Source organism: Saccharothrix sp. HUAS TT1 (assembly GCF_040744945.1).
GTDB lineage: Bacteria > Actinomycetota > Actinomycetes > Mycobacteriales > Pseudonocardiaceae > Actinosynnema.
Genome location: NZ_CP160453.1, coordinates 1,232,864 through 1,256,870, shown reverse-complemented (window position 1 = coordinate 1,256,870; position 24,007 = coordinate 1,232,864). Strand labels below are relative to the sequence as shown.

Here is a 24,007-nt window from a genome sequence, read left to right as displayed (position 1 = left end):
CGGTCGACGCCCCCGGGACCGCGCTCAGACGACGTTCGGGTAGAGGACGCGCGGGTCGGCGGCCAGCGCGGCCTTGAGGTCGACCACGCCCTGGTCGGCCAGCACCTCGACCAGGTCGGCCTCGACGCCGTCCAGGGCGGCGCGGACCACGTCGGCGGGGTCGTTCTTCGGCACGTCGAGGCCCGCGGTCATGTCGGTGTCCGTCGGGCCCAGGTGCAGGCCGGTGACCAGGGTGCCCTGACCCGCGAGCTCGACCCGGACGCCGTTGGTGAGGCTCCACAGCGCCGCCTTGGCCGCGCTGTAGGCGGTGGCGCGGTCGTAGGACACCCAGGACATCGAGGACAGCACGTTCAGGATCGCGCCGCCGCCGTTGGCCGCGAGGACCGGCGCGAAGGCGCGGACCACCTCCAGCGTGCCGAAGAAGTTCGTGTCCAGCTCCGCCCTGATCGCGGCCGGGTCGCCGGTGACCAGGTTCGCCCCGGTGATGATGCCCGCGTTGTTGACCAGCAGGCTCACGTCGCCGGCGGCGGCCGCGGTCGCGGCGACGGCGGCCGGGTCGGTGATGTCCAGCGGCAGCACCTCGACGCCGTCCAGGTCGACCGACCGGGGGTCGCGCGCGGTGGCGTAGACCCTGGCCGCGCCCCGGTCCAGCAGCTGCCGCGCGAAGTGCCTGCCCAGGCCGCGGTTCGCGCCGGTGACCAGGGCGACCGAGTTGGCGATCTTCATGGTTGCCTCCCCCGTGAGTTGAGTTGGATTTGCCAACTTAGCCGGGCTGGCTCGGGCTGCACAACCGGGCGATACTGGGGCCGTGGCCGCCCCGGACGACCCCGCCTGCTCCCTGGCCAAGGCCGTGGAGCTCGTCGGCGAGCGCTGGACGATCTTCGTGCTGCACGAGGCGCTGATGGGCGCGACCCGGTTCTCCGAGTTCCGCTCCCGGCTCGGCATCGCCTCCGACGTGCTCACCGCCCGGCTCGCGAAGCTGGTCGACAGCGGCCTGCTGGCCCGGCACGGCTACCGGGAGCCGGGGCAGCGGGCGCGGGACTGCTACCTGCTCACCGAGTCCGGCCGGCGGGTGAGCGTGGTGCTGTGCGCGTTGCAGCAGTGGGGCGGCGAGCACTTCCCGGACGTCGCGCCGGACGTCGAGTACCGCACGGCCGGCGGGCGGCCGGTGTCGGTGCGGTTCGTGGACGACGAGGGCGCCGTGACGCCGCCGGACGAGGTCCGCGTGCGACGGCCCTAGCGCGTGGTGGTCCCGTGCCGGGGCGCCTCCCCCTGTGGCGACGCCCCGGCACGGCGACCGGCTAGGCGGACCAGGCGGGCGAGCGGCCGAGCAGGCCCACCAGCCGGTCCGTGATCGGCGCGTCCTCGGGCACGGCGACCGGGAGCGCGAACGCCGCTCCCGGACCGCGGACGTCCGGGGTCGTCGGGTAGTGCCGCGCCATCCGGTAGGCGGCGGTGGCCAGCTCGGCGTCCAGCGTGCTGTCGACCCCGATCGCCCGGCACAGGTCCCAGGCGTGCGTCAGGTTGTCCACGAAGTGCGCGGCGACCAGGTGTCGGCCGGGGCGGACGCCGTAGCCGGGGAACTCGGCCTCGCGGTCCAGCACGCCGTCCGCGCGGAACGCCTCGGTGGCCGCGTCGGTCGCCACCCGGTAGGCCGCGACCAGGTCGTCGCCCGCCGGCGCGTCGACGGCGGTGCGGCGGATGCCCGCGGTGAAGCCCAGCGTCGACTCGACCTGGTGGCGCAGCAGCTCGTAGACGGTCCAGCCGGCGCACGGCGTCCGGAGGTCCAGGTGCCGCTCCTCCAAGCCCGCCATCAGCTCGAGGTTGAGGTCGAGCGCCGACCGGTTCAGGTCCAGGAGATCCATGTGTGTCCACCCCTCTAGTTGTACGAACGATCGTACAATTAGTTTGGTGCGGGTCAAGGGCGCTAGCGTGGAGGGCGTGAAGGTCGACGGACGGGTGGAGCGCGGCGAGCAGACGCGGCGGCAGATCCTGCGGCGGGCGGCCGACATCGCGTCGGTCGAGGGGTTGGAGGGCCTATCGATCGGGCGGCTGGCGACCGAGCTGGAGGTCAGCAAGAGCGGGGTGTTCGCGCACTTCGGGTCCAAGGAGGAGCTGCAGCTCGCGACCGTGCGCGCGGCGGCGGCGATCTTCGTGGCGAACGTCGTGGAGCCCGCGCGCGCCGTGCCGCCGGGACCGCGGCGGCTGGAGCTGCTGCTGACCGGGTGGCTGACCTACTCGGAGGACCGCACGTTCCCCGGCGGGTGCTTCTTCTACGCCGTGCAGGCCGAGTTCGACGCGCGGCACGGCCGGGTGCGCGACGCGATCGCCGGGTACGCGCGGGAGTGGAACGCCCACGTCCGCGAGACCATCGCCGCGATCCCGGGCGTCGCCGACCCCGACCAGCTGGCGTTCGAGCTGATCGCGTTCCTGGAGATGGCCAACGCGCAGTCCGTGCTGCACGACGACCCGCACGCCTACGACCGGGCCCGGGTGGCGGTGCGCGCCCGGCTGGCTCAGGCGGGCGCGGCGGCGTCGACGACCCGGCGCTGAGCCGCCTTCACCGCCATCCCGATCGGCACGCTGATCACCGTCGCGACGCCGAACGAGATCAGCGCGGCCACCACCGGGTCGCTGAACAGCTGCCCGCCGAAGTAGCCGAGCGCGGCCGTGTAGGCGCTCCACAGCGCCGCCCCGACCGCGGCGACCGGCGCGAACCTGCGGACCGGCCACCGCAGCGACCCGGCCAGCACCGCGCCGACGACACCCCCGCCGGGCGCGAACCGCACCGCCACCAGGATCGACTCACCGCGGGTGGCCAACTTCGCCGCCGTCCACGCGATCACCGCCCGCGGTCCGGGCCGCCGCCCGACCCGCGACAGCGCCCGCATCCCGGCGGCCCGCCCGATGGCGAAGTTCACCAGGTCGGACAGGGCGCAGCCGACGGCGGCCACGGCGATCACCGCCGGCAGCGACAGCTCGCCGGACGCCGCGAGCACGCCACAGCCGATCAGCACGGCCTCCGTGGGCGCCAGCGGCACGAGGGCGACGAAGAACAGCACCACGAGCGCGGTCATGCCACGTGAACGCCCGGGGGTTCCCGATCATCACCCGGTCGGCCCAGTCTTCAGGGAACCGTCACCTGCGCCGGCCCGGCGACCGCGCGCCGCCCACGTCCGCCCAGGTCGCCCTTCACCCCACCGTGTGACTGGTTCGGAATTCGCTCCGGCGGTACCGTCGCAATGACGACCTATTCCGAAATTGAATTCCGATCAGGTCGCCCGCTTTGCTTCCGGTTGATCGCAGAAATTTCGGGGGGAATTGTGGGAATGAGTCTTCCGCGCACTGCCGCGACCATTCTGGGGCTGTCCACCGCGGTGGCCTTCATCGGCTCCTCGGTCGTGCTCCCCGGCACCGCCGCCGCCCGCTGCGCCGGGTCGACCTCGGTGCGCAGCAGCCTGGTCATCGACCAGAACGGCGGGAAGGTGGAGGTGGCCGCGGAGAAGCCCGTGTCCGGGACGTGCAACGGCAACAACGTCTACCAGGGCACGGCCGTCAGCCAGTGGCCCAGTTGGCGGCCGACGGTGTGGATCTCCGAGTACCCTGGCGCCGAGTGGGTCGCCCACCGCGGCTCCTACGACAACCCCTCGTTCACCTACACCCACCACGACAGCGACAAGAACTCCTCCTCCCGCATGATCCTGTGCATCGACAAGGACGGCCTGGACATCTGCGGGTGGGGCAACGACTGGGGTTGGTCGGACGAGGGCGCCATCTACAACGGCGCTTTCGGCCACAACCACGGCTACTGATCCCGACCGCCCGCGAGTTCTCCGCCGACCGAGCCGAAGGGGTTGTGGTCGCCCCGCCGCCGCTGAACGGCGGGGCGACCACCCGCTACCGGTTGGCCCGGTTGACCGCGGACACCAGGGCGCGCAGCGCCGCCGACACCGTGGAGCTGTCGATCCCGACGCCCCACAGCACCCGGTCGGACACGGCGCACTCCAGGTAGGCCGCCGCGCGGGCGTCGTCGCCGGACGACATCGCGTGCTCGGTGTAGTCCAGCACCCGCACGTCGTAGCCGATGGTGGCCAGGGCGTCGACGAACGCGGCGATCGGGCCGTTGCCGGTGCCGGTGATCTCCTGCGTCTCGCCGTCCACCACGACCACGGCCTTGATCTTCTCGTGGCCGCTGCCGTCGCCGGACACCTTCTGGCGCAGCAGCTTCAGCGGCACGGTCCCGTCCAGGTACTCCTGGGCGAACGAGTCCCACATGTCCTTGGGCCCGATCTCGCCGCCCTTGGTGTCGGTGACCTCCTGGATGACCTTGGAGAACTCGACCTGCAACCGGCGCGGCAGGTTCAGGTGGTGCTCGGTCTTCATCAGGTACGCCACGCCGCCCTTGCCGGACTGCGAGTTGACCCGGATCACGGCCTCGTAGTTGCGGCCGACGTCCTTCGGGTCGATCGGCAGGTACGGGACCTCCCACGGGTACTCGTCCACGTGCTGCCCGGCGTCCTTGGCGTCGTCCTCCAGGGCCTCCAGGCCCTTCTTGATCGCGTCCTGGTGCGAGCCGGAGAACGCGGTGAACACCAGGTCGCCGCCGTACGGGTGCCGCTCGGGCACGGGCAGCTGGTTGCAGTACTCGACCGTGCGCCGGACCTCGTCGATGTCGGAGAAGTCGATCTGCGGGTCGACGCCCTGGCTGAACATGTTCATGCCCAGCGTCACCAGGCACACGTTGCCGGTGCGCTCGCCGTTGCCGAACAGGCAGCCCTCGATCCGGTCGGCGCCCGCCAGGTAGCCCAGCTCGGCCGCCGCCACGCCGGTGCCCCGGTCGTTGTGCGGGTGCAGCGACAGGATGATCGACTCGCGCCGGGCCAGGTTGCGCGACATCCACTCGATCGAGTCGGCGTAGACGTTCGGCGTGGCCATCTCCACCGTCGCCGGCAGGTTGATGATCAGCGGCTTGTCCGGCGTCGGCCGGATGACCGCCGACACCGCGTCGCAGACCTCCAGCGCGTACGACAGCTCGGTGCCGGTGTAGGACTCGGGGGAGTACTCGTAGCGGAACTCGGTCTCCGGGTAGTCCTTCTCCTGCTCCAGCGCGAACGCGGCGGCGTCGGTGGCGATCTTCTTGATGCCCTCGCGGTCGGACTTGAACACCACCCGGCGCTGCAGGACGGACGTCGAGTTGTAGAAGTGCACGATCGCCCTGGCCGCGCCGCGCAGCGACTCGAACGTGCGGGTGATCAGCTCGGGCCGGCACTGGGTCAGCACCTGGATCGTCACGTCGGGCGGGATCGCGCCGTCCTCGATGATCTCGCGGACGAAGTCGAAGTCGGTCTGCGAGGCGGCCGGGAAGCCGACCTCGATCTCCTTGTAGCCCATCCGCACCAGCAGGTCGAACATCTTGCGCTTGCGGGCGGGCGACATCGGGTCGATCAGCGCCTGGTTGCCGTCGCGCAGGTCGACCGCGCACCACAGGGGCGCCTTGGTGATCCGCTTGGCCGGCCACGTGCGGTCCGGCACCTCGACGGTCTCCACCTGCTCGTGGAACGGCCGGTAGCGGTGGACCGGCATCGACGTGCCGAGCTGCGGGTTCCAGGCGGGCTGGCCGGGCACGGGCCGGGCCGGTGGCCGGATGCGGCTGACACCGGAGGTGTAGACGTCGGGGCTGGTGCTCATGTCGGGGTCTCCTGCTGCCGGTGGGGTGACGACCGGCGGCAACGCTCGATCCCGCGACGGGGGGCCGGTCTGATCAGACCCCGTCACGGCGGCGAAGCAGGAGGGCACGTGCCATGCGGGCCAGGCTAACCGGTTTTCGCGTCGAGGTGGAACCGAACGTCCAGATGGTGGAACTTCACCCGGTCGAGTTTCACTCGATCGTGGTCCGGGAATCACCTTGACATGTCCAGATGGCGAACCTCAACGCGCAGCGGCAACTACACCGCTGCCCGAGTGATCCGCGGTGTTGGCGCTGTGTTCGCGGGCATCGAGGTCATCTACATCCTCATGCTCCTCATCGGGGTGAACACGGCCAACGCGTTCTTCCGCTTCATCCAGCAGCTCGCCGAGCCGTTGGCGCTGTTCTTCCCGGGGTTGTTCCAGACGGGCAACCAGAACCTCGACGTCATCCTGAACTACGGCCTCGCGGCGGTCTTCTGGCTCGTCGTGGCAGGTCTGCTGGCGCGAGTCGTAGCGCGCTAGCTCCCCCCGTCCCGGTCCCCGCCGTCCTCCCCCCTGCGGCGGGGACCGGGCGTTCTTCCTAGGCTTGCGGCATGGCTGACCACGCGGACCCCTCGGTGCGCACGAGAGCCGTCTCGGTCGTCGCGGGCGTGCTGAGCTGGGCGGGGCTGCTGGTGGCCGTCGTCCTCGTCGCCCACGTGCTGCTGACGGTGGGCGGCGCGAACCCGGCCAACTCGATCACCACCGAGGTCGCGACCTGGGCCGACCGGTTCGCGCTCGGGTTCCACGACCTGTTCACCCCGCAGGACCCGAAGCTGGCCGTGCTGGTCAACTACGGCCTGGCGGCGCTGTTCTGGCTGGTCGTCCGCTCACTCGTGCTCAGGCTGGTCCGCCGGCTCGGCTGAGAACGCGGGCCGGCCCCACCGACCGGCGAAGACCGTCTCGCTCAGCGGCTTGCGCGCGCGTGGCCGCCGCTCCCGGGCCCGCAGGTCCTCGGGCAGCTCCTCCGCGTCGCCGAGCAGCCCGACCGCGACCACCACGACCGGCCGCACGTCGGCGGGCACCCCGAACGCCTCGCGCACCGCGTCCGGCGAGAACCCGCCGATCTGGTGCGTGACCAGTCCCAGCTCCACGGCCTGGAGCACCAGGTTCTGCACCGCGAGCCCGAGGCCGAACTCGGTGTTCGGCACCGGCCCGCGCTCGTCGGACTCGGCCACCGCGCCCACCAGCAGCACGGACGCCCGCCCGGCCCACGTCCGGTTGCCGGGCCGCAGCGCGGCGAAGATCCCGGCGAACGTGTCGTCGCCCCGGTGCCCGACCAGGAACCGGGCGGGCTGCGTGTTGCCGTGCGACGCCGCCCAGCGGGCCGCCTCCAGCAGCACCCGCACGGTCTCCGGCGGCACCTCGGCCGCGCCGTCGAACGCCCGCGGGCTCCAGCGCTTCGTGATCAACGGGTGGGGTTCCATCAGATCGCATACTGCCAAGCCGTGATGGCGTACGCGCCGAACCACGCGCTGAACACCGAGAGGCCGACCAGCACCGCGACCACCGTGCCCGTCCGCCGCCTCGCCAGCGCCAGCGCGACCGGCACCAGCAGCGTGAACGCGGGCAGCAACAGCCTGGCCTTCGAGTTCATCAGCCCGTTCGACCCGAGGTCCATCACCAGCACGCCGACCCCGTAGGCGATCAGCGGCCACTCCAGCCCGCGCCGGAAGCTCAGCGCAACCAGGGCCAGCGCCACCACCAGCAGCCACACCGTGGCCAGCTCCAGTACCGATCGGGGGTCACCCAGGATGAGCAACGCGAACTTCCCCGTCGCCGCGCCGCCGTCGAACCGGGAGTCCCAGCCGATCTGCTGCACCGCGAACCAGCCGTCCCAACGCCCGGTGCGCACCGCCACGTACCCCAGGTAGCCGAGCAGCCCGAGCGGCGCGACCAGCCCGCCGACCCACGGCCGCCAGCCATCCCGCCGCTGCCACACCGCCACGGCCGCCGCCGCGCACACCGCCAGCACCAGCGCCGCCGCCGTCGGCCGCACCAGCCCCGCCGCCGCGCAGCACGCGCCCGCCGACACCCAGCGCCCCTCCACCACGCCCACCAGCGACCAGACGGCCAGCGCGCAGAACGTCGCCTCGGAGTACGTCATCGACAGCACCACCGCCATCGGCGACGCCGCGAACAGCACCACTAGCACCAGCCCGGCCCGCCGCGACCCGCCGAACACCCGCCTGCCCAGCCGCGCCAGCCCGTACGCGCAGAACACGCCGCTGACCAGGCTCACCGCGAACGCCGCGCCGACCGTCGGCACGCCGGGCAGCCCGTCGACCCACCGCACCAGCGTCGGGTAGCCCGGGAAGAACGCCAGCGGCGTCTGGTCGCTCCGCCGCCCGAACGCGTCCACCAACCACGACGGCACGCCCGCGTAGCCGCCCTCGGCGATGCCCAGGAACCACTGCCCGTCCCACGACGTGAGCGCCCTGGCGACGTCCTTGTCCCAACGCGCCGCCATCAGCTGGAGGGCGAGCAGCCCGAGCTCGCGAACGGCCAGGTAGAGCACGGCGGGCGCGAGCGCGACGGTCACGCGGTGGCCGGCCGCGCGCGCCAACCGCTCACGCGCGCGGGGCACGTCCTCGGGGTCCACGCGAACGGCCTCCAGGGTCGACACGGAGTTGAGGGTAGTGGCCGTCACGGCGACCGCTGTCCACTCCTTGGGCCAGGTAGTCTCCCCGGTGAGCTGGGCTTGAAGCACCTGGGAGGAGTGGGTCTGTGGCGCTCGTCGTCCAGAAGTACGGCGGTTCCTCGGTCGGGAGCGCCGAGCGGATCAAACGCGTGGCCGAGCGCATCGTCGCGACCCGCAAAGCGGGCAACGACGTCGTCGTCGCGGTCTCCGCGATGGGCGACACGACCGACGAGCTGCTCGACCTCGCCCGCCAGGTGTCCCCGGTGCCGCCCGCCCGCGAGATGGACATGCTGCTCACGTCCGGTGAGCGCATCTCCATGTCGCTGCTGGCGATGGCGATCACCTCGCTGGGCGCCGAGGCGCGCTCGTACACCGGCTCGCAGGCCGGCGTGATCACCACGTCCGTGCACGGCAAGGCGCGCATCATCGACGTGACGCCGAGCCGCATCCAGGACGCCCTGGCGGAGGGCGCGATCGCGATCGTCGCCGGTTTCCAGGGCGTCAGCCAGGACAGCAAGGAGATCACCACGCTCGGCCGCGGCGGCACCGACACCACCGCGGTGGCGCTGGCGGCGGCGCTGAAGGCCGACGTCTGCGAGATCTACACCGACGTGGACGGCGTGTTCAGCGCCGACCCGCGCATCGTGCCGAACGCCAAGCGGCTGGAGAGCATCACCTACGAGGAGATGCTGGAGATGGCGGCGAGCGGGGCCAAGGTGCTCATGCTGCGCTGCGTCGAGTACGCCCGCCGGTACGGCGTTCCGGTGCACGTCCGATCTTCGTTCAGCAACAAGCCCGGGACCATCGTGTCCGGGTCAGTGGAGGACCTTCCCGTGGAACAGGCGATGATCACCGGCGTCGCGCACGACCGGTCCGAGGCCAAGGTGACCGTGACCGCGGTGCCCGACCTGCCCGGCATGGCGGCGCGCATCTTCCGCGTCGTGGCCGAGGCGGAGCTCGACATCGACATGGTCGTGCAGAACGTCTCGCAGGCCGTGTCCGGCCGCACCGACGTGACGTTCACCCTGCCGAAGGACGACGGTCCGCGCGCGGTCGCCGTGCTGGAGAAGGCGCGCGAGGAGATCGGCTTCGACCAGGTGCTCTACGACGAGCACGTGGGCAAGGTGTCGCTGGTCGGCGCGGGGATGCGCTCGCACCCCGGCGTGACCGCGCAGTTCTGCGAGGCGCTGGCCTCGGCGGGCGTCAACATCGAGATCATCTCCACCTCGGAGATCCGGATCTCGGTCATCTGCCGCGACACGCAGCTCGACGACGCCGTGCGCGCGCTGCACGACGCGTTCGAGCTGGGCGGCGACGAAGAAGCTGTGGTGTACGCGGGGAGCGGGCGATGAGCGGCGGTCCTGTCCTGGCCCTCGTGGGGGCCACCGGTGCCGTCGGCACCGTCATGATCGACATCATGAACGGCCGCGGGTCCGTGCCGTGGGGCGAGATCCGGCTGATCGCGTCGCCGCGCTCGGCGGGCAAGAAGATCACCGTGCGCGGTGAGGAGCTGACGGTCGTCGCGCTGTCGCCCGAGGCGTTCGACGGCGTCGACATCGCCCTGTTCGACGTGCCGGACGAGGTGTCGGCCGAGTGGGCGCCGATCGCCGCGTCGAAGGGCGCGGTCGCGGTGGACAACTCCGGCGCGTTCCGGATGGACCCCGACGTGCCGCTGGTGGTGCCCGAGGTGAACGCCGACCGGATCGGCGTCCGTCCCAAGGGGATCATCGCGAACCCGAACTGCACGACGCTGTCCATGATGGCCGCGCTGGGCGCCCTGCACCGGGAGTTCGAGCTGCGCGAGCTGGTCGTGGCGTCCTACCAGGCGGCGTCCGGCGGCGGGCAGGCGGCGATCGACCGGCTGTACGCGGAGACCTCGGCGCTGGCGGGCAAGGAGGTCGGCGTCCGCGCGGGCGACGTGCGCGAGGTGCTGGAGTCCGCCGGCCTGCCGGTGTCGGACTCGCCGTTCCCCGCGCCGCTGGCGCTGAACGTCGTGCCGTGGGCCGGGTCCCTGAAGGACGAGGGGTGGACCAGCGAGGAGCTGAAGGTCCGCAACGAGTCCCGCAAGATCCTCGGCATCCCGGACCTGAAGGTGTCCGCGACCTGCGTGCGCGTGCCCGTGGTGACCACGCACTCGCTCGCGGTGCACGCGACGTTCGCCCGCGAGGTGACCGTCGAGCAGGCGCACAAGATCTTCGAGGCGCAGCCGACCGTCGTGCTGGTGGACGACCCGGCGGCGAAGCGGTTCCCGACGCCGGCGGACGTCGTCGGCGGCGACCCGACCTACGTGGGCCGGGTGCGCCAGGCGCTGGACTTCCCGAACACGCTGGACTTCTTCGTGTGCGGTGACAACCTGCGCAAGGGCGCGGCGCTGAACACCTACGAGATCGCCGAGGAGCTGGCGAACCGCCTGTAGGTTTCACGTATGGCGGAGGTAGTGCTCGCGATCGACCTGGGGACCACGTCGACCAAGGTCATCGCGGTGGACCGGGACGCGGGCGTGGTCGCATCGGCGGAGCGGGGTTACCCGATGCGCACCACGCCCGCCGGTGAGGCGACCCACGACCCGGTCGAGGTGTGGGGCGCGGCTCACGAGGCGTTGCTGGAGGTGGCGGCGCAGGGGCACTCGGTGCGGGCGCTGGCGCTGACCGGCGCGATGCACACGCTGGTCGGGCTGGACGCGTCGGGCACACCTGTGACGCCGTCGTTGTCGTGGGCGGACAACCGCGCCCTGGAGCAGACGGCGCGGCTGCGCGGCACCGCGGAGGGCATCGCGCTGCACCGCGCGACGGGTACCCCGATCCACACCATGTCGCCGCTGGTGAAGCTGGCGTGGTTCCACGACCGGGGCTTCACGGCCGCGCGGTGGTGCGGGCTGAAGGACTTCGTCGCGCTGCAGCTGACCGGCGTGCTCGCGACCGAGCACTCGTCGGCCTCCGCGACCGGCCTGATGGACCTGAAGGCGCTCGACTGGCACCCCGACGCGCTGGCCTTCGCGGACGTCCGCCCCGAGCAGCTGCCGTCCCTGCACGCGCCGGTCGACTCCCTGCCGCTGGCGCTGGACGTCCCCGGCCTGCCCGCCGGCCTGCCGGTCGTGCTGGGCGGCGGTGACGGGCCGATGGCGAACCTGGGCGTCGGCGCGGTCGTGCCCGGTGTGGCGGCGGTGTCGCTGGGCACCAGCGGCGCGCTGCGGGTGGTCCGCTCGGAGCCCGCGGTGGACGAGCGCGGGCGGGTGTTCTGCTACGCCGTCGCCGAGGGGCTGTGGGTGCTCGGCGGGGCGGTCAGCAACGGTGGCGTGGTCGCGCAGTGGGCCGCCGAGGCGTTCGGCGTCGACGTGCGGGCGCTGCTGGAGGAGGCGGCGACCGTGCCGGTGGGCGCGGCCGGTGTGACCGCGCTGCCGTACCTGCTGGGCGAGCGCGCGCCGTGGTGGGACGCGGACGCGACGTCGGCGGTGGTCGGGCTGCGGCGCGAGCACGGGCGGGCCGTGGTGGCGCGGGCGCTGGTCGAGGGCGTGGCACAGCAGCTGGCGCTGGTGCTGGACGCCGTGCGGTCGGTGGCCGACGTGCACGCGGTCCGCGTGACCGGCGGGGCGTTCCGCAGCGACCTGTGGGCGACCGTGCTGGCGTCGGCGCTGGGGCTGGAGCTGGAGCTGGCCGACGACAGCGAGGGCTCCGGCGTCGGCGCGGCCCTGGTCGGCTGGCGCGCGCTGGGCGAGATCGACTCCCTGACCGTCGCCGCCGACCTGGTCGAACCGGTGAAGGTGATCGCACCGGACCCCGCCGCCGTCGAGCACTACGCCCGCGCCCGCCCCGCCATCGACCGCCTCTACCAGGCGCTGCGCGACCTGCGGCAGGAGCCGGTCTAGCGCGCGCGGAGCAGGAAACCGTGCTCCACCAGGCCGGTCAGGCCGAACTTCCCGACCATCCGGTGCTCCGGCCTCGGCTCGGCGGCCACGTGCTCGACCTCGAACGCCCGCCCGAAGAGCTCGACGATCTCCCGCGGCCCGACCGAGAACGGCGGTGACGGCAGCCTCGGGTGGTACTCCAGGGTGTTGATGAAGTACCGGGCGCCGGGTCGCAGCAGCCGGGCGATCGTGGTGGCGTAGCGCTGCCGCATGTCGTCCGGGAACGCGATCAGCGCGGCCCGGTCGTACACGAGGTCCACCGGGCCGACGACCTCCGGGCCCAGCTTGAAGACGTCCTGGCGGCGGATCACGAGGTTGCCGCTGCGGAACACGTCGGGCTCCTCCTCGACCGGGTCGAGGCCGTTCTCGGCGAAGAACTCGGCGACCGCCCTCGGCACCAGCTCGACCCCGACGACCTCGGCCGCCGACTCCGCGAAGAACCTCAGGTCGGTGGTCTTGCCGCAGAGCGGCACCAGGACCCGGGCGCCGGCCACCAGGCCGAGCCGGGCCAGCATCCGGGCGTGCTCGTGCACGTCGGGCAGGTGGAAGCTGGTCTTCGTGCCGCCCTGCTCCCAGGAGTCGAACCAGAACTCGGATTCCATGGTGGACAAGAGGCGCGCGGACGGCGGTGGAGACGGGTCCGAACGGGTGATCTCGCGCCCGGTCAGCCGACGGGGGCGGGCGCCGACCGCCGGTCGAGCAGCGCCGTGCCCGCCGCGATCACCACCGCGCCCAGGCCCGCCACCGCGAAGCCCCACGCCGGCGTGGAGTGGTCGATCACGAAGCCCGTCAACGGCTGGCCCGCCGCCACGCCCAGCGTGAGCGCCGAGCTCTGGATGCCCATCGCCACCCCGCGCGCGGACGCCGGGGCGTACTTCGTGATCGCCTCGCCGGTGGAGGTGATCGTCGGCGCGCACAGCAGGTTCGTCGGCACGAGGGCCAGCGCCAGCCACCACGGCGACCAGTCGAGCAGCCCGATCGGCACGGCCAGCAGCCCCATGGCGCCCATCAGCGCCCACAGCGGCGGGACGCGGGTCAGGCCGCCGTAGACGAAACCGCCCGCCAGCGACGCCACGCACATCACCACGATCAGCGCGCCGGTCCACTCGGTCAGCTCCAGCTCGCGCATCGACGCCACCAACGCCACCTCGACGCCCGACAGCACGAACGTCGCCCCGCCCGCACTGATCAGCACGCCGAGCAGCCGGCCGTCCAGCCACTCCCGGACGGGCACCCGCGCGCTGCTGTCGCTCTCGCTGCGGATCGGCGGGTCGATGGCGTACAGGATGCCGCCGACCAGCAGCATCGCCACGCCGATCGTCCACATCGCGGTCCGGCTGGACGCCTGCGTGGTGAGCGCGACGCCGAGCGCCGGCCCGGCCATGAACGACACCTCGACGGCCATCGAGTCCATCGCCAGCGCGGTGCGCCTGCGGTCGTCCGGCACGAGGGCGGTCAGGATCTGCCTGCCCAGCGACATGACCGGCATCACCGTCATGCCGGTGATGAAGCACGTCACCAGCAGCACCTCGTACGACAGCAGCGGCGCGACGAACCAGAAGACCCCCTCGGTGACCATGGACAGCGCGAGCATCGCCCGCAGCCCGCGCCGGTCGACGAGGTGGCCCATCAGCGGCGAGCCCGCCGCGATGCCGATCGTGCTCACCGCTCCCACCAGGCCCGCGGCGCCGTAGCCGCGCTCCAGGCTGAGCAGGACGTGCATGGTGATCGTCATGCCCGCGGCCGTCCCCGGTATCCGCGCCAGCAGCATCAGCAGCATGAAGCCGGGCACGCGCGGCGTCCGGAGGACGGCCAGGTAGGGGGAGACGTTCACCCGCTCATCTTCACTCCCCGGGGCAAGGGGTTTAACGATTCGTTTTCTTGACTGACTCCAGAAAGCGTGGTGCAGTGGTGGGGCCATGACTCCAGGACCACGTGAGCTGCTCAAGGACGCCGGGCTGCGCGTCACCGCGCCCCGGATCGCGGTGCTCGAATGGCTCGCCGACCACCCCCACGCCACGGCCGACTCGGTCGCCGCGGGCGTGCGCGCCAGGCTGGGGTCCGTGTCGACGCAGGCCGTCTACGACGTGCTGCACGCGTGCGCGCGGACCGGGTTGCTGCGCCGGATCGAGCCCGCCGGCCACCCGGCGCGCTACGAGACGCGGATCGGCGACAACCACCACCACCTCGTGTGCCGGGCCTGCGGGCGGACCGAGGACGTCGACTGCGTCCACGGAGCCGCGCCCTGCCTCGAACCCTCCGACGCGGCCGGCTTCGCCGTGGAGGAGGCGGAGGTCCTGTTCTGGGGTCTCTGCCCGGACTGCCACGGGCGTTGACTGCCGCACCCCACCCCGAAGGAGCTACCAGCGTGACCGAAGCGCGTCACACGACCAACAACGCGGGCATCCCGATCGGGAGCGACGACCACTCGCTGACCCTCGGCGCGAACGGCCCGATCCTGCTGCAGGACCACTACCTGATCGAGAAGAACGCCCAGTTCAACCGGGAACGGGTGCCCGAGCGGGTGGTGCACGCCAAGGGCGGCGGCGCGTTCGGCCACTTCGAGGCGACCGAGGACGTCAGCCGCTTCACCAAGGCGGCGCTGTTCCAGCCCGGCGCGCGGACCGAGGTGCTGCTGCGCTTCTCCACGGTCGCCGGCGAGCTGGGCTCACCCGACACGTGGCGCGACCCGCGCGGCTTCGCGCTGAAGTTCTACACCTCGCAGGGCAACTACGACCTGGTCGGCAACAACACGCCGGTGTTCTTCCTGCGCGACCCGATCAAGTTCCCGGACTTCATCCGCTCGCAGAAGCGCCGCGCCGACACCGGCCGCCGCGACCACGACATGCAGTGGGACTTCTGGACGCTGCAGCCGCAGACCGCGCACCAGGTGACGTGGCTGATGGGCGACCGGGGCATCCCCCGGACCTGGCGGCACCAGAACGGCTACGGCTCGCACACCTACCTGTGGGAGAACGCGGCCGGCGAGAAGTTCTGGGTCAAGTACCACTTCAAGACCGACCAGGGCGTCGAGACGCTGACCTCCGAGGAGGCCGCGCGGATCGCCGGTGAGGACGCCGACGCGCACCGCGCCGACCTGTGGCACTCGATCGAGCGCGGCGAGTTCCCGTCGTGGACGCTGTACGTGCAGGTCATGCCGTACGCGGAGGCCGCGGGCTACCGCTTCAACCCGTTCGACCTGACCAAGGTGTGGCCGCAGGGCGACTACCCGCGGATCGAGGTCGGCAGGCTGGTGCTCGACCGGAACCCGGCGGACTACTTCGCCGAGATCGAGCAGGCGGCGTTCGAGCCGACCAACCTGGTGCCCGGCATCGGCGCGTCCCCGGACCGGATGCTCGTCGGCCGGATGTTCGCCTACCCCGACGCGCACCGGTACCGCATCGGCGCGAACTACAACGAGCTGCCGGTGAACCGGCCGAAGTCGCCGGTGAACTCGTACTCCCGGGACGGCGCGATGCGGTTCGCCAACCCGGCCGACCCGGTGTACGCGCCCAACTCGTACGGCGGCCCGCACGCCTCCGCCGCGGCGGCCGGCGAGGTCACCACGACCTACGGCGTCGGGGACGAGGTCGTGCGCTCCGCGTACGAGCTGCACCCGGAGGACGACGACTGGGGCCAGGCGGGCACGCTGGTCCGCGAGGTGTTCGACGCCGCCCAGCGCGAGCTGCTGGTGAAGAACGTCGTCGCGCACGCCTCGAACGGCGTCTCCGAGCCCGTGCTGGAGCGGGTGTTCGAGTACTGGCGCAACATCGACAAGGAGACCGGCGACAAGATCGCCGCCGCCTTCGGCAAGTGACCCCCGGTCAGGGCCGCCCGTGCGCCCGAGGGCGGCCCTGACCGGCGAGGCGCCTCGCGGGCGACCGGTCCGGTGTCACGCGGTCTCGGGGATGTCCTGCCGGGTGTTGGCCAGCGCCAGCCCGGTGCGCAGCGACCCGACCGCCTCGGCCACCGCCTCCCGGAACACGCCGCCGACGCCGAGGATGTTCGCGTACCCGTGGAACAGGCCCTCGTAGCGCCGCAGCACCACCGGCACGCCCTGGCGGGCCAGCTTCTCGGCGAACGCCTCGCCCTCGTCCCGCAGCGGGTCGAACCCGGCCGTCGCCAGGTACGTCGGCGGCAGCCCGCTCAGGTCCTCCGCCAGCAGCACCGACAGCCGCGGGTCGGTGTGCGCGTCGCGGGACGGCGCGTAGTGGTCGAGGAACCAGTCCATCTTCTCGTCGGTGAGGAAGAACCCCCGGCCGAACAGCTCCCGCGACCGCCGCCGCACCGACGCGTCCACCGCCGGGTAGAACAGCAGCAGGAACACCGGCTTCACCTCGCCCGCGTGCAGCGCCGTGACGGCGGCCAGGTTGCCGCCCGCGCTGTCACCGCCCAGCGCGATCCGCCGCGGGTCGACCCCCAGCTCCTCCGCGTGCTCGACGGCGTACTCGAACGCGGTCTGCGCGTCGTCCGCCGCGGCCGGGAACGGGTGCTCGGGCGCGAGCCGGTAGTCCGCCGACAGCACCCGCACCCCGGCCTCGACGGCCAGGAACCGGCACAGGTTGTCGTGGCTGTCCAGGTCGCCGCTGACCCACCCGCCACCGTGGTAGAAGACCAGCAGCGGCGAGCCCCCGGCCAGCCCGGTCGGCTCGTAGAACCGGCCGGGGACGCCGTTCATCGCCAGCGGTCGCACCGCCACGCCGCCGATCACCGGCCCGCACACCAGCGAGCTGCTGCGGTTGAGCGCCGCGCGGTTGGCAGCGGGCGTCGTCGTCCGCCAGTCCTCGCCGCTGAGCTGCTGCAACCGCAGCAGCAACTGGGCCTCGGGGTGCAGGCGCTGGCCGTCCACCGTGATCGGCCGGCCCGCGATGAGCCTGCGCAGCGGTGCGGGCAGCCCGAACGCGAAGCGCAGGGCGCCGGCCAGGACACCGGGTGGGATCGAGTCGCCGAGGTTCGCCATGAGACCTAGGTTACTAGCCGGTAGGGGAGGTGGCGAGTGTTTGGACCTCCAGTTAGGTGCAGGTGGCAGGATCGGGGACCATGACGGTCACCGTGGTGGGCATCGGCGGGTCCCTCCGCCCCAACTCGCAGTCCGAGCGCGCGATGCGGATCGCCCTGGAAGGCGCCGTGGACGCGGGCGCGAAGGTGGTCGAGGTCGCCGGACCCGACCTGGTGCTGCCGTTCTACGACCCCGCGATCCCCGACCGGACCGACGGCGCGCGCCGGCTGGTGGAGGCGCTGCGCGCCGCGGACGGCGTGGTGCTGGTCTCGCCCGGCTACCACGGCACGGTGTCCGGCCTGGTCAAGAACGCCCTGGACTACGTCGAGGACCTGCGCGTCGACGAGCGCCCCTACCTGGACGGCCGGGCGGTCGGCTGCGTGGCCACGGCCCAGGGCTGGCAGGCGTCGGTGACCACGCTGACCGCGTTGCGCTCGATCGTGCACGCCCTGCGCGGCTGGCCGACGCCGCTGGGCGCGGCGGTGAACTCCCGCGAGGTCGAGTTCACCCCGGAGGGCGGCTGCACGGTGCCGTCGGTGGCCGACCAGCTGCGCACGATCGGGCGACAGGTGGCCGAGTTCGCCGTGTCGAGGGCGGGCTGAGCGGGTAGGTGTTGGAGGGCGTGAGCTGCCACACCACCCGGTGTGGATCGGCTCCGGTCGGGCGTTGACCTGATCATCGGCTCGACCACCGGCTCGAAGGGGAGCGTTCACCATGCAGGTGCTCTACACCGCGGAAGCCGTCGCCGTCGGAGACGGCCGCAACGGCGAGGTCCGCTCCTCGGACGGGGTGCTGGACGAGCAGCTGGCCACGCCCAAGGAGCTGGGCGGCACGGGCGGCGACAAGACCAACCCGGAGCAGCTGTTCGCGGCCGGCTACGCGGCGTGCTTCCACAGCGCGCTGAAGGTCGCCGCGCGGCAGGCCAAGGTGTCGACGGGCGAGACGACGGTGACCGCGAAGGTCGACCTGGGCGGCGACAGCAAGGGCGGCTTCCAGCTGGCCGTGCGGCTGGCCGTGCACGTCCCCGGCATCGACCAGGACGTGGCCGACCAGCTGGTCGAGGCCGCGCACCGGATCTGCCCCTACTCCAACGCCACGCGAGGGAACATCGAGGTGGCGCTCTCGACCACCGTCTAGAGCGCACCGCACAGGAGGCGTCAGACCATGAGCAAGACGCAGAAGTCCCCGATCACGAGCCCGCTGTCCGAGGCCGACAAGGCGTCGGTCGGCGCGGTCCTCCAAGCCACCCTGGTCGACCTGGTCGACCTGTCCCTGGTGGCCAAGCAGGCGCACTGGAACGTGGTCGGCAAGAACTTCCGCAGCGTCCACCTCCAGCTCGACGAGCTGGTCACGACCGCCCGCACCTACACCGACGAGGTCGCCGAGCGGGCCGCCGCGCTGGGCATCTCGCCGGACGGCAAGGCCAGGACCGTCGCCGACGGCTCGGGCGTGCCGGACTTCCCCGGCGGCTGGCTGAAGGAGGACCAGGTCGTCACCGCGGTCGTCACAGCCCTGGGCGAGCTGATCGGCCGGCTGCGCGGGCGGATCGACGAGACGGACAAGTCGGACCTGGTCACCCAGGACCTGCTGATCGAGGTCACCAAGAACCTCGAACAGGCGCACTGGATGTGGCAGGCCCAGCAGGCCTGACGGGTTCCGACGACGGGGGGCCACCGGACTTCCGGTGGCCCCCCGAATTGTCGGACCTCGTGGGTAACCTGAAAACAGGGGACCCCTGGGCGGGGACTCCTGCGCAGCTCGGCCCTAGAGCACGCGCCGCACGAACGCGACCTCGGCGGCCGTCTGGCGGATCGTCTCCGCGACCACCAGCGAGCCGTGCCCGGCGTCGTACCGGTACACCTCGTAGTCGGCGCCGCGCTCGGCCAGCCGGTCCAGGTAGTTGTCGATCTGCCGGATCGGGCACCGCGGGTCGTTCTCGCCCGCCAGCACCAGCACGGGCGCGCGCACGGCGTCCACGTAGGTCAGCGGCGAGCACTCGCGGTACCGGTCGGGCAGCTCGTCCGGCGAGCCGCCGAACAACGCCCGGTCGAACGCGCGCAGCGGCTCCATCTCGTCCTCGTACGCGGCCAGGTAGTCGGCCACCGGGACGCCCGCGACGCCGGCCGCCCACCGCTCCGGCTGCGTGCCCAGCGCCAGCAGCGACAGGTACCCGCCCCACGACGCGCCGTTCACCACGCACCGCGCCGGGTCGGCGAAACCGGACCCGACGGCCCAGTCGTGCACCGCCGCCACGTCCTCCAGCTCGGTCAACCCCGGCCGGCCCTCGATCGCGTCGCGCCACTTCGAGCCGTACCCCGTGGACCCCCGGTAGTTCACGTGCACCACGGCGAACCCGGCGTCCAGCCACACCGCGCGGTACGCCGAGAACCGGTCCTCGTCCGATGAGTGCGGGCCGCCGTGCAAGTGGAACACCGTCGGCAGCGGACCGTCCGGCGCGCCCGCCGGACGGGCCACCAGGGCGTGCACCTCGCCCACGAACACGTCCTGCAGGTCGACCGACGGCGGCGCCTCGTGGCCGGGCGGCTCCAGCAGCACCCGCTCGTCACCGCCCGCGTCGAGCACCCGCACCACACCGGGCCGCGCGGCCGACGACCACGAGTACTCCACCGCGCCGTCCGGCCGCACGTTCGCGCTGCCGACCGTCCCGTGCGGGGTGTCCAGGGCGTGCAGCCCGCCGGTGGCCAGGTCGTAGCGGTGCAGGGTGTTCCGGGCCTGGAACGTGTGCACGACCAGCAGCGACCGGGCGTCGGGGTACCAGTCCGCGCTGATCTCGCCGGGCAGGTCGATCACGACCTCGGTCTCGGTGTCCGCCGCGACGTCCCAGACCAGCAGCTCCTCCCGGCCGCGCCGCTCGTGCACGACCAGCAGCCGGTTGTCGCCGCGCACCGGGCTGAACGCGATGGCGTCCAGGCCCTTGCCCGGCCCGTCCCACTTCTCCGCGACCTTTTCACCCGAAGGTGTCACCACGCGCAGTGCCGAGTGCCGGTTGTCGCCGTGCTCCGAGTGCGACAGCACGAGCAGCGACTCGTCCTTGGACAACGCGGACACGCCGCCGTCGTTCTCGTGCGCGTAGACCACCTCGGCCCGCCCGCCGCCACGCGCGACGTACACGGTGGTGCCGTCGTCGGTGGACGTGCCGATCGCCACGACCTCGTGCCCGATCTCCAACCCGGCGGGGTAGCCGGCGGGCACGCCGTCCACGGCGGGCTTCGCGTCACCGCCCGGCAGGAACGGCTCGCTGACCCACGTGCCGAACTCGTCGCCGTCGGTGTCGGCGAACCACCAGATCGCCTCGCCGTCCGGGCTCAGCGCGCCGTGCGACGTGCCGTTCGGGCGGTCGGTGACCTTGCGGTGGGTGTCGGTGGCGCGGTCCCAGGCGTAGATCTCCCACACGCCGCTGGAGTTCGACAGGTACAGGCTGCGGTCCGGCGCGTCGTCGGCCCAGCCGGGCAGGCTCACGCGCGGGGCCGTGAAGCGGGCCCGCCAGCGGTCTTCGGCCTCGGCGTCGGCGAACAGCGGCTCGGGGACCTCGGCGGTCGGGTGCGTCGTCACCCACCCGATCCTGCCGGCTTCCGCGCGGTGACCAGGTAGTAGTCCAGCAGGCCCCGCTCGGCGGCGACCAGCCAGGCGCGGTCCCACGCGTCCGGGCGCGGCCCCAGTTCGAGCCACCGGTCCAGGCCGCGCCACACGTGCTCGCCGATGCCGCGGGCGGTGACGTCGGCGAACCCGGCCGCGCGCAGGTCGCGCAGCACGTCGTCCACCGGGTGCGGCCGGTCCAGGCCGGAGGCGAACGTCTTCAGCAGCTCGGCCAGCAGCGGTCCGGCATCACCCGTGCTGGTGAAGAACGTGGTGACGGCGAACCGGCCGCCCGGCACGAGCACGCGGTGCGCCTCCCGCGCGAAGGCCGCGACGTCCTCGAAGTGCTGGGCCGCCTCCACCGACAGCAGGGCGTCGAAGGACGCGCCGGGGAACGGGAGGTCGTCCGACGAGCCCTGGACGAACGCGACCCGCGGGTCGTCCCAGGCCCGCGCCGCCCGTTGCACCTGCTCCGGCACCAGGTCGACGCCGCGGACCAGGGCGGGGTCGCGGCGCAGCACGCGGTGGACGCCGAGGCCGCGGCCGGAGCCGACTTCGAGCACCCGGTCCCCGGCCCGCGCCGGCAGGGCGTCCAGGACGACGTCGTACAGCGCCTCCTGGGTGGCGACGCGCTGGTCGACGGTGAGGTCGCCGGTCAGGTCGACGCCGCGCCAGTAGCCGAAGTTGATGAAGCCGCCCGCGAACACCGGCAGCGCCGCCAGGTCGCCCGTGCCGTACACCCGCCGCACTTGGTCTGCCACACCGGTGATCATGCCGATCCGGGGGCGGGTGCGGCAGTGCCCGGCGCCGGTTGACCACGGTGAGTGATGCGTCCTCGACGCCGGGTGCCACGGAGGGTGATCCTGCGGTGCGGCTCCCGGCCGGTCGCCGGGTCGGTCAGCGGTCGAGTTCTTCGGCCATGATCCGGTCCAACTTGTGCGACGCGCGGACCAGCGCGCGGCAGACGAGGGCGATCAGGGTGGCCGCCGACCCGACCAGGACGGCCGCGAGGGGCGAGGCCACGACCGCGAGCAGACCGGTCAGACCCAGGGTGACCTGGGTCCACGCCACGATCGGCACCCAGTTCCTGGCTTGGGTGGTGGTGGTCATTGGTACCTCCTGCGAGCGGTGACGAGTCCCGGGGGGCCGGACTCTCGTCTCGACTTCGCACGAGCCCCGGCGGTCGTTACGTTCCGTGAGGTGAATCGTCAACCTTCACTCGATCGGGTTAACAGAACGTGACGAACCTTCGGCTGCGAGGGCTGTTGAGCAATTAAGCAACAGCGAGGAGTAGTTCGTAACGCCGACGTTGGTCCGAACGAATCACGAGGTACACGGTGGTGACGCAGGGGAGGACTGGCCGATGATCGAGAACACGGTTCGGCAGGGCGGTCGGGTCGGGTGCGTCGACGCCCTCGGCCGTCGGAGGACCCTGGAGGTGTCGCTCACCGACGAGGGCAACGTCTGCATCCACACCCCGCCCGGTGAGTCCGCGAAGCTCGACTGGAACGAGGTCGGCGAACTGCTCCGTCGGCTCGCGGAGCTGCGACCGCACGTGAAGTGACGTCCGGTCGGCGCGGCCGGGGCGGTCAGCGGACCTCCCGGCCGCCGCTCCCGGACCCCTGGCCCGCGAGCACCGGGCCCGCACCGAACCCCGCCGGGGCCTCTGGGTGACGCCCGGGTCCGAGGTCCGCGCCCCGTCGGCGTCGACATCTCCGAGCGCCGGCTCGCCACCGCCCGCGCCATGCGGGTCGAGTTCGGCCCGGACTTCCCGCTCGTGCTCGGCGACGCCCACCGGGTCCCGCGCGAGGACGCCGCGTTCGGCCTGGCGATCAGCGAGTACGGCGCGTCCCTCTGGTGCGACCCGCACCGCTGGATCCCGGAAGCCGCGCGCCTGCTCCGGCCGGGCGGGCCGCTCGTCCTCCCGCACCGGTCGCCGCTGTTCGCGCTGTGCGCCGACCCCGGCAGGACGGCGGCTGCTGCGCTCGTCCGGGTTCACCGTCGAGGACCTGGTCGAGATCCAGGCGCCCGACCCCGCGCACCGCGAGTACGCCGAGGTGTCGTCCGCGTGGGCGCGGCAGTGGCCCAGCGGGGAGATCTGGAAGGCGCGGTTGACGTCTGGGCAGGTCAGGTAGCCGATGTCACCCGAAGGAGTAAATCTGTGATCACGGGAGTAGACATTCGCACCCGGCTGTGTGTACTGTTCTCGTCGTAGGAGATGGCAGGTCCGATCAGCACGGGAGATGACGAACTACCCGTGGAGCGCGGCGCAGTCGGCACGTGAAGTACCGGGAACGCAAGTGATTTAAGCGGGACAGCAGTGCGCGGGCCCGGAGCCGCGGTCGTGCGTGAAGTGGCAAGGCGGTCAGGCGCGCTGGAGCCGATCAGTGGAAGGGGTTCCGGCGCGGTGGCCGAGTGGTGACGGACAAGTCGGTGACCAGAGGAGAAGGGACGGGTTGCACACCATCGGATCGCCCGCTCAGGCTTGAGCGAGTCGGGCGAGCACCGCAGTCCAGAAAGATTGGAAGGTGGTATCCGGTTACGCGAATGCGATCTTCGCGGTCCGCGCGCCTCGTGCGGATGACGCGGAAACGGTAAGCCGGCCTCGCGGCCGGTTGGTGGGAACCCAACAACCCTGGGGCCCCGGAGCCAGCAATGGCGCCGGGGCCCCTCATGGCGCGCGCGGAGGTGCGATGACCCCAGAGACGAACGAGCCGCGACCGGCGGCTGACAAGTTCAACGACGACCACTACCCCGCCTACACGATGGGCAGGGCCGCGGAGATGCTCGGCACGAAGCCGGGGTTCCTGCGCAGCCTGGACGAGGCGAAGCTGATCGAGCCGGAGCGCTCGTCGGGCGGCCACCGCCGCTACTCCCGGCACCAGCTCCGGTTGGCCGCCCGGGTCAGGGAACTGGTCGACCAGGGCACGGGCCTCGACGCCGCGTGCCGCATCGTCACCCTGGAGGACCAGCTCCAGGAAGCCAGGGACGAGAACAAGCGCAACGCCCGTCCCGAACCGGAACAGCCCTACCCGCCCCTGCGAGGCGTGTGACCTCCGAGCACGCCGGTGTCGAAGGCCGCCCGGTGGAGGGCGGCCCCCCGGAGTGCCCGCCGTCGCGGCGCGCGTGAGTCCCCGGA

At 72.4% G+C, this 24,007-nt stretch carries 28 protein-coding genes; 16 read left to right on the top strand and 12 right to left on the bottom strand.

Features of this window, described 5'->3' with window-relative positions:
- Positions 1-24: 24 nt before the first annotated feature.
- Complete coding sequence (locus AB0F89_RS06185) at positions 25-726, bottom strand: SDR family oxidoreductase (RefSeq protein ID WP_367133449.1); 702 nt, start codon at positions 724-726, stop codon at positions 25-27.
- 82 nt (positions 727-808) lie between these two features.
- On the opposite strand from AB0F89_RS06185, the gene AB0F89_RS06180 reads away from it, so the two are divergent.
- Entirely contained in the window at positions 809-1,240 is a 432-nt protein-coding gene (locus tag AB0F89_RS06180) for a winged helix-turn-helix transcriptional regulator (RefSeq protein ID WP_367133447.1), read from the top strand.
- A 61-nt stretch (positions 1,241-1,301) separates the two neighbouring features.
- On the opposite strand, the gene AB0F89_RS06175 is transcribed toward AB0F89_RS06180, so the two are convergent.
- On the bottom strand, positions 1,302-1,865 hold the full coding sequence (locus AB0F89_RS06175) for a TIGR03086 family metal-binding protein (RefSeq protein ID WP_367133445.1): 564 nt from the start codon (positions 1,863-1,865) through the stop codon (positions 1,302-1,304).
- A 76-nt stretch (positions 1,866-1,941) separates the two neighbouring features.
- On the opposite strand from AB0F89_RS06175, the gene AB0F89_RS06170 reads away from it, so the two are divergent.
- Positions 1,942-2,553 (top strand): TetR/AcrR family transcriptional regulator, encoded by a 612-nt coding sequence (locus tag AB0F89_RS06170; protein ID WP_367133442.1) that lies wholly within the window; start codon positions 1,942-1,944, stop codon positions 2,551-2,553.
- On the opposite strand, the gene AB0F89_RS06165 is transcribed toward AB0F89_RS06170, so the two are convergent.
- Positions 2,517-3,077, bottom strand: coding sequence for a DedA family protein (locus AB0F89_RS06165; RefSeq protein ID WP_367133440.1), 561 nt, complete (start codon positions 3,075-3,077; stop codon positions 2,517-2,519). The genes AB0F89_RS06170 and AB0F89_RS06165 overlap by 37 nt on opposite strands.
- 252 nt (positions 3,078-3,329) lie before the next feature.
- On the opposite strand from AB0F89_RS06165, the gene AB0F89_RS06160 reads away from it, so the two are divergent.
- Complete coding sequence (locus AB0F89_RS06160) at positions 3,330-3,812, top strand: hypothetical protein (protein WP_367133438.1); 483 nt, start codon at positions 3,330-3,332, stop codon at positions 3,810-3,812.
- Between the two features lie 85 nt (positions 3,813-3,897).
- On the opposite strand, the gene leuA is transcribed toward AB0F89_RS06160, so the two are convergent.
- A complete protein-coding gene (leuA, locus tag AB0F89_RS06155; protein ID WP_367133436.1) occupies positions 3,898-5,688 on the bottom strand; it encodes a 2-isopropylmalate synthase in 1,791 nt (596 codons plus the stop codon).
- 222 nt (positions 5,689-5,910) lie between these two features.
- Between leuA and AB0F89_RS06150 the strand changes: the two genes are divergently transcribed.
- Both AB0F89_RS06150 and AB0F89_RS06145 read left to right on the top strand, forming a co-directional pair.
- A complete protein-coding gene (locus AB0F89_RS06150; protein ID WP_367133434.1) occupies positions 5,911-6,210 on the top strand; it encodes a hypothetical protein in 300 nt (99 codons plus the stop codon).
- A gap of 71 nt (positions 6,211-6,281) precedes the next feature.
- Complete coding sequence (locus AB0F89_RS06145) at positions 6,282-6,593, top strand: hypothetical protein (RefSeq protein ID WP_367133432.1); 312 nt, start codon at positions 6,282-6,284, stop codon at positions 6,591-6,593.
- On the opposite strand, the gene AB0F89_RS06140 is transcribed toward AB0F89_RS06145, so the two are convergent.
- Positions 6,558-7,154: a nitroreductase family protein gene (locus AB0F89_RS06140; RefSeq protein WP_367133430.1), complete on the bottom strand. Its 597-nt coding sequence runs from the start codon at positions 7,152-7,154 to the stop codon at positions 6,558-6,560. The genes AB0F89_RS06145 and AB0F89_RS06140 overlap by 36 nt on opposite strands.
- On the bottom strand, positions 7,154-8,353 hold the full coding sequence (locus AB0F89_RS06135; RefSeq protein WP_367133428.1) for a hypothetical protein: 1,200 nt from the start codon (positions 8,351-8,353) through the stop codon (positions 7,154-7,156). The genes AB0F89_RS06140 and AB0F89_RS06135 overlap by 1 nt, the downstream gene beginning before the upstream one ends.
- 101 nt (positions 8,354-8,454) lie before the next feature.
- Here AB0F89_RS06135 and AB0F89_RS06130 point away from each other — a divergent pair, with 101 nt between their 5' ends.
- From AB0F89_RS06130 to AB0F89_RS06120, 3 genes are read left to right on the top strand one after another with little or no spacing between them, the layout of a single operon-like run.
- Positions 8,455-9,720, top strand: a complete 1,266-nt coding sequence (locus tag AB0F89_RS06130; protein WP_367133426.1) for an aspartate kinase — start codon at positions 8,455-8,457, stop codon at positions 9,718-9,720.
- Positions 9,717-10,784, top strand: a complete 1,068-nt coding sequence (locus AB0F89_RS06125) for an aspartate-semialdehyde dehydrogenase (protein WP_367133424.1) — start codon at positions 9,717-9,719, stop codon at positions 10,782-10,784. Before AB0F89_RS06130 ends, AB0F89_RS06125 begins: the two co-directional genes overlap by 4 nt.
- 9 nt (positions 10,785-10,793) lie before the next feature.
- Positions 10,794-12,233, top strand: coding sequence for a gluconokinase (locus AB0F89_RS06120; RefSeq protein ID WP_367133422.1), 1,440 nt, complete (start codon positions 10,794-10,796; stop codon positions 12,231-12,233).
- On the opposite strand, the gene AB0F89_RS06115 is transcribed toward AB0F89_RS06120, so the two are convergent.
- Entirely contained in the window at positions 12,230-12,874 is a 645-nt protein-coding gene (locus tag AB0F89_RS06115) for a thiopurine S-methyltransferase (RefSeq protein ID WP_367133420.1), read from the bottom strand. The two genes, AB0F89_RS06120 and AB0F89_RS06115, sit on opposite strands and share 4 nt — an antisense overlap.
- Positions 12,875-12,936: 62 nt before the next feature.
- The gene (locus AB0F89_RS06110) at positions 12,937-14,106 is read right to left on the bottom strand and encodes an MFS transporter (RefSeq protein WP_367133418.1); all 1,170 of its coding nucleotides are present in this window, start codon (positions 14,104-14,106) and stop codon (positions 12,937-12,939) included.
- Positions 14,107-14,191: 85 nt separating this feature from the next.
- Between AB0F89_RS06110 and AB0F89_RS06105 the strand changes: the two genes are divergently transcribed.
- Together AB0F89_RS06105 and AB0F89_RS06100 are read left to right on the top strand one after the other, a co-directional pair.
- The gene (locus AB0F89_RS06105; RefSeq protein WP_367133415.1) at positions 14,192-14,608 is read left to right on the top strand and encodes a Fur family transcriptional regulator; all 417 of its coding nucleotides are present in this window, start codon (positions 14,192-14,194) and stop codon (positions 14,606-14,608) included.
- A 32-nt stretch (positions 14,609-14,640) separates the two neighbouring features.
- Complete coding sequence (locus AB0F89_RS06100) at positions 14,641-16,089, top strand: catalase (RefSeq protein WP_367133413.1); 1,449 nt, start codon at positions 14,641-14,643, stop codon at positions 16,087-16,089.
- A 75-nt stretch (positions 16,090-16,164) separates the two neighbouring features.
- Here AB0F89_RS06100 and AB0F89_RS06095 read toward each other — a convergent pair whose 3' ends face one another.
- Positions 16,165-17,232 (bottom strand): alpha/beta hydrolase, encoded by a 1,068-nt coding sequence (locus AB0F89_RS06095; protein WP_367133411.1) that lies wholly within the window; start codon positions 17,230-17,232, stop codon positions 16,165-16,167.
- Between the two features lie 80 nt (positions 17,233-17,312).
- On the opposite strand from AB0F89_RS06095, the gene AB0F89_RS06090 reads away from it, so the two are divergent.
- The 3 genes from AB0F89_RS06090 to AB0F89_RS06080 all read left to right on the top strand — a co-directional run bounded on the left by AB0F89_RS06090 (position 17,313) and on the right by AB0F89_RS06080 (position 18,921).
- Entirely contained in the window at positions 17,313-17,873 is a 561-nt protein-coding gene (locus AB0F89_RS06090) for an NADPH-dependent FMN reductase (RefSeq protein ID WP_367133409.1), read from the top strand.
- A 112-nt stretch (positions 17,874-17,985) separates the two neighbouring features.
- Positions 17,986-18,408 (top strand): organic hydroperoxide resistance protein, encoded by a 423-nt coding sequence (locus AB0F89_RS06085; protein ID WP_367133407.1) that lies wholly within the window; start codon positions 17,986-17,988, stop codon positions 18,406-18,408.
- A gap of 27 nt (positions 18,409-18,435) precedes the next feature.
- Positions 18,436-18,921, top strand: a complete 486-nt coding sequence (locus AB0F89_RS06080; protein WP_367133405.1) for a Dps family protein — start codon at positions 18,436-18,438, stop codon at positions 18,919-18,921.
- 114 nt (positions 18,922-19,035) lie between these two features.
- Here the strand turns inward: AB0F89_RS06080 and AB0F89_RS06075 are convergent, their stop codons facing one another.
- The 3 genes from AB0F89_RS06075 to AB0F89_RS06065 form a co-directional block, all read right to left on the bottom strand.
- Complete coding sequence (locus tag AB0F89_RS06075; RefSeq protein ID WP_367133403.1) at positions 19,036-20,844, bottom strand: prolyl oligopeptidase family serine peptidase; 1,809 nt, start codon at positions 20,842-20,844, stop codon at positions 19,036-19,038.
- Positions 20,841-21,629, bottom strand: a complete 789-nt coding sequence (locus tag AB0F89_RS06070; RefSeq protein ID WP_367133401.1) for a class I SAM-dependent methyltransferase — start codon at positions 21,627-21,629, stop codon at positions 20,841-20,843. The genes AB0F89_RS06075 and AB0F89_RS06070 overlap by 4 nt, the downstream gene beginning before the upstream one ends.
- 136 nt (positions 21,630-21,765) lie before the next feature.
- On the bottom strand, positions 21,766-21,978 hold the full coding sequence (locus AB0F89_RS06065) for a hypothetical protein (protein ID WP_367133399.1): 213 nt from the start codon (positions 21,976-21,978) through the stop codon (positions 21,766-21,768).
- A 253-nt stretch (positions 21,979-22,231) separates the two neighbouring features.
- On the opposite strand from AB0F89_RS06065, the gene AB0F89_RS06060 reads away from it, so the two are divergent.
- The 3 genes from AB0F89_RS06060 to AB0F89_RS06050 all read left to right on the top strand — a co-directional run bounded on the left by AB0F89_RS06060 (position 22,232) and on the right by AB0F89_RS06050 (position 23,921).
- Positions 22,232-22,432 (top strand): hypothetical protein, encoded by a 201-nt coding sequence (locus AB0F89_RS06060; protein WP_366198437.1) that lies wholly within the window; start codon positions 22,232-22,234, stop codon positions 22,430-22,432.
- Positions 22,433-22,534: 102 nt separating this feature from the next.
- Positions 22,535-23,083: a class I SAM-dependent methyltransferase gene (locus tag AB0F89_RS06055; protein ID WP_367138731.1), complete on the top strand. Its 549-nt coding sequence runs from the start codon at positions 22,535-22,537 to the stop codon at positions 23,081-23,083.
- A gap of 478 nt (positions 23,084-23,561) precedes the next feature.
- Positions 23,562-23,921 carry a MerR family transcriptional regulator gene (locus tag AB0F89_RS06050; protein ID WP_367133397.1) on the top strand — a complete coding sequence of 120 codons (360 nt, stop codon included), beginning with the start codon at positions 23,562-23,564 and terminating at the stop codon, positions 23,919-23,921.
- Positions 23,922-24,007: the final 86 nt, after the last annotated feature.